This window comes from Mesorhizobium sp. (assembly GCF_024509055.1).
Taxonomy (GTDB): Bacteria; Pseudomonadota; Alphaproteobacteria; order Rhizobiales; family Rhizobiaceae; genus Mesorhizobium.
The window spans coordinates 1-7,966 of the sequence record NZ_JANINM010000559.1 but is presented as its reverse complement, the minus strand read 5'-3'; the positions used below and the strand labels follow the sequence as shown (position 1 = coordinate 7,966).

Here is a 7,966-nt window from a genome sequence, read left to right as displayed (position 1 = left end):
GCTCGGGACGGCTGGTGAAGCTGCTGATGGATGGGCTGCGGTTCGGGGCGAAAGGCTGAGGCGTCGAAGCTGCCAATCTCCCCCCTCGTGGGGGAGATGTCCGGCAGGACAGAGGGGGGCGCTGCCCCGCCAGCCTAGCCTTCGTCATTCTAGGGCGGAGCAAGGAGCGAAGCGACGCGCGCAGACCCTAGAATCCATGCCGTTACGCCTGAGCGCCGAATGTTCGCCAGCCAAATCCCGAGAAAGAGCACGAACCATTCCGGATTGGTCTTCTCGATCAATTCAACCGTCCATTGTCGTGGCCAGCGCTTCAAAGACGTTTCACTCTGGATGGCGTCGATGATGTCGAAAGTGGCCATTCTAGACGATCGCATTCTACGGCGAATGTCACGGAATGGATTCTAGGGTCTGCGCGCGTCGCTTCGCTCCTTGCTCCGCCCTAGAATGACGAACGGATAGGCTGTCACGACGCACCATCTCTGCCCCGCCAGCCTCTCGCCGACTGGCATTCCCCGCCCCACGGCCTACATAGTCGGCACCACCCACCCTGCATAAGGATCCCCCATGCCCGAACAACTCACCCTGAACGACGGCGCCACCATTCCCCAGATCGGGCTTGGCGTGTGGCAGGTCGATGCCGACATCACGGCGAAAGTCGTGCGCTGGGGGATCGAGGCCGGCTATCGCCTGATCGACACCGCCCAGGGCTACCGCAACGAGGAAGGCGTGGGCGAGGCGATCAAGGCGGCCGGCTTGCCGAGGGACCAGCTGTTCATCACCTCCAAGCTGCGCAACGGCGCCCACCAGCGCGATGCCGCGCTTCGCGCCTTCGACGACACGATGGACAAGCTCGGCATCGACGAGATCGACCTGTTCCTGATCCATTGGCCGGTGCCCAGCCAGAACAGGTACGTCGAGGCATGGAAGACGCTGGTCGAGTTGAAGCAGGCGGGTCGCATAAAGTCGATCGGCGTCTCGAATTTCAACCAGGACCATCTGGAGCGCATCATCGGCGAGACCGGCGTGACGCCGGTGGTCAACCAGATCGAGCTGCATCCGCGCTTCCAGCAGCGCGACAAGCGCGAATTCCACAGGAAGCACGGCATCCACATCGAAAGCTGGAGCCCGCTGGGCAGCGGCCGGCTGCTCGCCGACCCGACGCTGGAGAAGATCGCGAAGAAGCATGCCAAGTGGGTGGCTCAGGTCATCATCCGCTGGCATCTGCAGGAAGGGCTGATCGTCATCCCGAAATCGATCCACCAGGACCGCATCGCCGGCAATTTCGCCGTCTTCGATTTCAAGCTGGACGGCGATGACATGGCGACCATCCGCGGCATGGACGCCAGCGACGGCCGCACCGGGCCGGATCCGGCCACGGCGGCGTTTCTGTTCTGAGGATACGGGTCCCTTGTAAGAGCCAGCGCGGAAGCAGCCGATCTCCCCCACGAGGGGGGAGATGTCCGGCAGGACAGAGGGGGGCGCTGCCCCGCCGGCGTAACGGCATCTGGCACCGCCGACCTCTCAGGCCGGTCCAGCCAATCCCGCCTCAATAACGATATGCTGGCAGACATTGTCGATGTCGCGGATGACGTCGCCATTCCAGAAGCGCAGGACAATCCAGCCGTCCTGCTCCAGGCGTCTGCTTCTGATCTCATCGGCCTCGGCCGGACCTGCATCGCCATGTTGCGAGCCATCGACTTCCACGATCAGCTTCTTCTCCGGACATGCGAAGTCGACAATGTAGCCTGCGATCGGGAATTGCCTACGGAAGCCCAGGCCCATCAACCGGTGGGCGCGAAGCTCGTTCCATAGCTTCAGCTCGGCTTCGGTCATGGCCTTGCGCATGGATTTGGCGTTCGCGCGATGTCGAGGCGGCAGGAGAGAATGCGGCATGGTCGCAATTGGCCCGAGGTGTCTGCCGACGTTTCTACTCTACGGCGCCCCCCTCTGTCCTGCCGGACATCTCCCCCACGAGGGGGGAGATTGGCAGCTTCGCTGCAGTGCGATTCCTGCGACGCTGGCGATTAGCGAAAGCCCACGCGCATCTGATCTCCCCCCTTGTGGGGGAGATGTCCGGCAGGACAGAGGGGGGCGCTGTCCCGCCGACCTCTCTATCTCTTCGCCCTAGGATGACGAAGGGACAGATTGCCGGCGCCTACCTTGGAAACCCCGAAACCTCCGGCTACCCTGACCCCCTGCCATCCCGGGAGCCCCGCCCATTCCAAAACCCACCTTTCTCGAGATCGCGCGCCGTGCCGGCGTCGGCACCGCCACGGTCGAGCGCGTGCTGAACGGCAGGGGCGGGGTGCGACCCGAGACCGTCGAGAAGGTGGTGGCGGCGGCGCGCTCGCTGGATTATCCGCGCCGGCTCCCCGAGGCGCATCGCGGCGTCATCCGCATCGAGGTGATCCTGGTCAGGCCCGACGCGACCTTCTTCGCCAGGCTGTCGCGCGCCTTCGAGCGCATCGCCGCGACGCTCGACCGCTCGATCGCCGTCCACCGCACCTTCCTCGACGAGGCCAACCCCGCCGCGATCGCCAGGCGCATCCTCGAACCGGATATGCGCCGCGCGGCGCTCATCCTCGCCGTGCCGGACCATCCGCTGGTGAGCGCGGCGCTGCGGAAGCTGGAAGGAGAAAACGTCCCGTCGGTGCAGATCGTCACCCAGATTTCCGGCACGAGAAGCACCTATGTCGGCATCGACAATTACGCCGCCGGCCGTATGGCGGGACTGTTGACGGCCAGGATGCAGCGACGGCCGGGCAAGGTGGTCGCGCTCTGCCACAGCCAGATCTACCGCGTCCACCGCGACCGCGTGCGCGGCTTCTTCGATTACCTGATCGAGCAGGCACCGGACTTCGAGCCGGTCGCGGCGCTGTTCGGCCATGACGACGGCGACCGCAACGCCGAGCAGCTGCATGAGGCGTTTACGCGCTGGCCCGACCTCGCCGGGCTCTATAATGCCGGCGGCGCCAACACGGCGCTGAACGAGGTGCTGCGCCGGCACCCGCGCGGTCGCGACGTCTTCTTCGTCGGCCATGAGCTGACCGAGCGCAGCACGCGCGGCCTGCGCGACGGCACGATGGACGTCGTGCTCGACCAGGCGCCGGAGGCGCAGGCGCGCCGCGCCATCGACCTGGTCTTGGCCGCCCTCAGCCTGCACGACCTGCCCGTGGAGAACCCGCCGATCCGCTTCATCACCTTCACGGCCGAGAACCTTTGATCTGATTTGATCAAGGAACAAGCGGCGCTCGCAAGGGCGCGATGTTATCCCCTCGCAAAACGGGAGGATGACCAGTGGCGAGACGGCTGACGGCCTATGACCTGCAAAGCGCCAAGGGCAGCAGGAAATGGCTCCAACTTCATGTCGACACGCCCGCAGAGGCGGCCGCAGCGGTCGCCTGCGGTATCGTCATCCTGTCCTGCGAACCGGACCATAATCTGGAAGCCATCCGCCAGGCGGCGCCTTACGCGTTCCTCTCCGTCGGCATGCCGCATGGCGCGGTTGCTTCGCTGGACGAGGCGGTGCGGCTTGGCTTCGCCATGATGAAGCGCGGCGCCGACGCTGTTTACAGTTCGCATTCGCCGCGCTTCATCGAGGCCATGGCGGCGGAAGGCATCCCGGTCACCGGCCATGTCGGCCTGGTGCCGAACCGCGCCACCTGGACGAATTTCCGCGCTATCGGCAAGACCGCCGAAGAGGCCTTCAAGGTGCTGCGCGCGGCGAAGGACCTGGAGAATGCGGGCGCGGCCTGCATCGAGGTGGAAGTGGTGCCGGTCCGCCTCGCCGAGCACATCACCCGCTCCACGCCGCTGATCACCATGGGCATGGGCTGCGGCGCGGCTTGCGACACGCAATATCTGTTCTCCTGCGATGTGCTGGGCACCCATGCCGGCCACTATCCGCGCCACGCCAGGCGCTATGCCGACTTCCTCACGCTGGAGGCGGAATTGCAGGAGAAGCGCGTCGCCGCCTTCCGCGCCTTCGGCCGCGACGTTGCCGGCGGCGCCTATCCGGAAGCCAGGCACCAGGTGGACATGGACGATGCCGCCTACGACCGCTTCCTCACCCTGTCCCAATCCCTGTGAGGTCCGCCATGGACGACCTGCAATACGGCACGCGCAACAAGCGGGGCGACTGGGCCCCGAGCGAACCGGCCGGCACCGCGCCGCTCTTCGTCTTTCCGCCGCGCCCGCTGGCGGTGTTGAAATGGCTGCCGCATTATTTCCTGCCCTACAACCTGCTCTTCGCGCTCACGGCTGTGGTGTGGTGGCGCTACGTGCTGCCGGACGTCGAGACAATGAAGACGCTGTCGGTCGGCTGGATCCTGCGCCTGTTCATCGTCAACTGCGCCGCGCTGCTGGTCTTCTTCGGCGCCTTCGAGCTCAGACTCTACATTTTGAAAGCTCAGGGCAACCGCTTCAAATATAACGGCAAATGGCCGTCCGAGCATAAGAACAAGGCGTTCTTCTTCGAGAACCAGAACATCGACAACATGCTGCGCACCTTCGGCACCGGCATGCCGATCTGGACCGCGATCGAGGTGGCGATCCTTTACGCCTACGCCAATGGCTACGTGCCGTGGGTGACCTTCGCCCAGCACCCCGTCTACCTCTTCCTGCTGGCGCTGGTGGTGCCGGTCATCCACGAGACGCATTTCTTCCTGCTGCATCGCGCGATCCACTGGGGCCCGCTCTACAAATGGGTGCATTCGGTGCACCACAACTCGGTCAATCCGTCGCCCTGGTCGTCGCTGTCGATGCATCCGGTGGAGCAGTTCGGCTATCTCGGCGTCGCCTTCTGGCACCTGATCATCCCGTCGAACCCGCTGCTGGCTCTCTACCAGCTCCACTATGCCGGCTTCGGCGCCATTCCCGGGCATGTCGGCTTCGACAAGGTGGAACTGACGCCCGACACCTCAGTCGATAGCCATGCCTACATCCACTACCTGCACCACAAGCATTTCGAGGTGAACTACGGCGACGGCCTCATCCCGTTCGACCGCTGGTTCGGCACCTTCCATGACGGCAGCAAGGAAGCCGCGGCGCTGATGGACGCCCGCTACGAGAAGAAGAAGGCGCGCGCCAACGCCGCCGCCAGGTGACGCCCGTCAAGACAGCCATGCGGCGGCGAGAGCCGCCCGCTCATCCCGAAAGGGCCGGAGACAAAGCGGGGTGAACCGGCACCCATCCGCAAAGGGAGGAACCCCATGAAGAAATATCTCATCTCGACGGCCTTGGCCGCTTTGATGACGACTGCGTTCGCGACCGTCTCGACAAGCGCTTTCGCCGCCAGGCTCGGCGTCTCGATCGTCGACTTCGACAACAACTTCCAGACGCTGCTGATGCACGGCATGCAGGACCGCGCCAAGGAGAAGGGCGCCGACATCCAGGTCGAGGACGCGCATAACGACGTCGCCAAGCAGCTCGACCAGGTCAAGAACTTCATCGCCTCGGGCGTCGACGCCATCATCGTCACCCTGGTCGACACCAACGCCTCCAAGACCATCAGCGAGGAAGCCGCCAAGGCCGGCATCCCGCTGGTCTTCGTCAATCTCGAGCCGGCGGACATGAAGAACCTGCCTGAAAAACAGGTCTATGTCGGCTCGAACGAGACCGAATCCGGCACGCTTGAAGCCTTCGAGGTCTGCAAGCTGCTGCGCGCCAAAGGCAAGTCCGCCGGCGCCAGCGCCTATATCGTCATGGGCAGCCTGGTGCATCAGGCAGCGCTCCAGCGCACCAAGGATGTCGAGCAGATCTTCTCGACCGACATGTGCAACTTCATCAAGGTCACCGACAAGCAGTCGTCGGAATGGTCGCGCGACAATGCGCAGAACCTGATGACCAACTGGCTGACCGCGGGCGCGGCGCCAGACGCCGTCATCGCCAACAACGACGAATCGGCAATAGGCGCGATCCTGGCGCTCAAGGCCAACGGCGTCGACATGAAGAATGTCGTGGTCGGCGGCATCGACGCCACGCAGGACGGCCTGCAGTCGATGAAGGCGGGCGAGCTTGCGGTCACTGTGTTCCAGAACGCCAAGGGGCAGGGCGGCGGCGGCGTCGACGCGGCGCTCGCGCTCGCCAAGGGCGAAAAGGTTGCCCGCGTCGTCTACGTGCCCTTCGAGCTGGTGACGCCGGCGAACATGACGGGGTATTTGAATAAGAATTGAGCCAGCGTCGGCGGGACAGCACCCCCTCTGGCCTCTCCTTCGTCATTCTAGGGCGGAGCAAGGAGCGAAGCGACGCGCGCAGACCCTAGAATCCATGCCGTGACGGTTGGGAGCCGCCACGGTGCAGAACATTCACGAGCCAATTTCACGAAACAGCTCGAACCATTCCGGATTGGCTTCGCGATGGGTTCTCCATCGTCCCCTTCCGGCTCGCGGATCATGTAGACATAGCCGGTCATGGAACGATCTCAGCTCGCGCAATAGCCAGCGGCTATTCTGGACCGTAGCATTCTGCGACCAACATCACGGCATGGATTCTAAGGTCTGCGCGCGTCGCTTCGCTCCTTGCTCCGCCCTAGAATGACGAACGGATAGGAAGGCGGGACAGCCCCCTTGGCCTGCCGGCCATCTCCCCCTCAAGGGGGGAGATCAGCTGTCGTCGCCGCTTTCGCCAATCGCCAACGTTGTAGGAAGGGGTGCCAAGGACGAAGCCGCCAATCTCCCCCCTTGAGGGGGAGATGCCCGGCAGGGCAGAGGGGGGTGCTGTCCCGCCGGCGCTTCCGCCCCGCTAAATCCCCGACCCATCCACCAGCGGCACGTCGTCGCCCTCCCAGGGCGTGGGCATCGAACCGCGCCCGGCGCTGGGCAGCGGCATCCAGCACCTGAGCTCCGGATCGGCATATTCGACCACGCGGCCCGGCGAGGAGTCGGACGCGCGCCAGCCTTCCTCGCCGAACTGGTCGGCGCGCGACCAGTAGGCCATGTCGACCTCGGCCGGTCCCTGCTCGGAAGAGCGCACCGTCACCAGGATGCGGCTGCCGTCCCGCGGCGCGCTCGCCATGTTGCGCCAGTGGTCGGTGTCGTCCATGCGGTCTCCTCCTGCGTGTAGCCATGCCACGGAAACCGTTGGGCGGTTTCCCGGCCGGGATTGCGTAAACCAGATAGCCAGCCTGCCTCGATAGTCGCCGTCCGCTCTGGGCCGGTCAACCCGAACTTGGCGCAAGACAGCTATATAATTCGAAGCTAATGTTCCGGGCCGGAGGGAAGCCATGTCGATCGAGGTCGTTGGCACCGGCTTTGGCCGCACGGGCACGGATTCGATGCGCGAGGCGCTGACCATGCTCGGCTTCGGCCCTTGCCATCACATGTCGGAGGTGATGGCGCACGCCAGGCAGAAGCGACTCTGGCGGGCCGTGGCGAAGGGCGGGGCGCCCGACTGGGACAGTCTCCTTGCCGGGTACAAATCCTGCGTCGACTGGCCCTCGGCCCATTACTGGCGCGAACTGGTCGAAGCCTATCCGCGAGCCCGCGTCATCCTCACTTGGCGCTCGCCCGAAAGCTGGTGGGCGAGTTTCGAAAAGACCATCCTGCCGGCGATTGTCGGCAGCACCGACCAGGAGTCGCTCGGCATTGCGCTGGTCTCGAAACAGGTTTTCGGCGGCCGCCCGCAAGACCGCGCCCATGCGATCGCCGTCTACGAGACCAATGTCGAGGCAGTGCTCGGCACCGTGCCGGCCGAGCGGCTGCTGGTCCACAAGCTCGGCGACGGCTGGGAGCCGCTCTGCGCCCATCTGGGCGTTCCCGTGCCGGACGAGCCTTACCCCGCCCGCAACACCACGCAGGAGTTCCGGACGGCGCTGGCCCTGGGCAACAGGCCGTAGGGATCAGAAAAGTCGCGGCCCAGGCATTGGATGCCTACCGGCTACTGCCTTCACACATGCACGTTGCCGAAGGAAAGCTCGCCGTCGTCGTCGCGGATCAGGAAGGCCGCGGCCAGCATCGCGAGGTAGAAG

8 protein-coding genes and 1 pseudogene are annotated in these 7,966 nt (G+C 64.8%); 6 read left to right on the top strand and 3 right to left on the bottom strand.

Features of this window, described 5'->3' with window-relative positions:
- Positions 1-236 precede the first annotated feature (236 nt).
- A pseudogene (locus Q0L57_RS34345) lies at positions 237-350 on the bottom strand (GIY-YIG nuclease family protein); the annotation flags it as partial.
- Between the two features lie 214 nt (positions 351-564).
- Between Q0L57_RS34345 and Q0L57_RS33955 the strand changes: the two are divergent.
- A complete protein-coding gene (locus tag Q0L57_RS33955) occupies positions 565-1,395 on the top strand; it encodes an aldo/keto reductase (RefSeq protein ID WP_296747621.1) in 831 nt (276 codons plus the stop codon).
- A 126-nt stretch (positions 1,396-1,521) separates the two neighbouring features.
- Here the strand turns inward: Q0L57_RS33955 and Q0L57_RS33950 are convergent, their stop codons facing one another.
- Entirely contained in the window at positions 1,522-1,893 is a 372-nt protein-coding gene (locus tag Q0L57_RS33950) for an endonuclease domain-containing protein (protein ID WP_296747619.1), read from the bottom strand.
- A 325-nt stretch (positions 1,894-2,218) separates the two neighbouring features.
- Between Q0L57_RS33950 and Q0L57_RS33945 the strand changes: the two genes are divergently transcribed.
- From Q0L57_RS33945 to Q0L57_RS33930, 4 genes are all read left to right on the top strand, one after another.
- Positions 2,219-3,223 (top strand): LacI family DNA-binding transcriptional regulator, encoded by a 1,005-nt coding sequence (locus tag Q0L57_RS33945; protein ID WP_296747624.1) that lies wholly within the window; start codon positions 2,219-2,221, stop codon positions 3,221-3,223.
- 74 nt (positions 3,224-3,297) lie between these two features.
- Positions 3,298-4,089, top strand: a complete 792-nt coding sequence (locus Q0L57_RS33940) for a 3-methyl-2-oxobutanoate hydroxymethyltransferase (protein ID WP_296747617.1) — start codon at positions 3,298-3,300, stop codon at positions 4,087-4,089.
- A gap of 8 nt (positions 4,090-4,097) precedes the next feature.
- Entirely contained in the window at positions 4,098-5,105 is a 1,008-nt protein-coding gene (locus Q0L57_RS33935; RefSeq protein ID WP_296747615.1) for a sterol desaturase family protein, read from the top strand.
- A 105-nt stretch (positions 5,106-5,210) separates the two neighbouring features.
- A complete protein-coding gene (locus Q0L57_RS33930; RefSeq protein ID WP_296747613.1) occupies positions 5,211-6,173 on the top strand; it encodes a substrate-binding domain-containing protein in 963 nt (320 codons plus the stop codon).
- Between the two features lie 568 nt (positions 6,174-6,741).
- On the opposite strand, the gene Q0L57_RS33925 is transcribed toward Q0L57_RS33930, so the two are convergent.
- On the bottom strand, positions 6,742-7,041 hold the full coding sequence (locus Q0L57_RS33925) for a hypothetical protein (RefSeq protein ID WP_296747611.1): 300 nt from the start codon (positions 7,039-7,041) through the stop codon (positions 6,742-6,744).
- A gap of 181 nt (positions 7,042-7,222) precedes the next feature.
- Here Q0L57_RS33925 and Q0L57_RS33920 point away from each other — a divergent pair, with 181 nt between their 5' ends.
- Positions 7,223-7,834, top strand: a complete 612-nt coding sequence (locus Q0L57_RS33920) for a sulfotransferase family protein (protein WP_296747609.1) — start codon at positions 7,223-7,225, stop codon at positions 7,832-7,834.
- Positions 7,835-7,966: the final 132 nt, after the last annotated feature.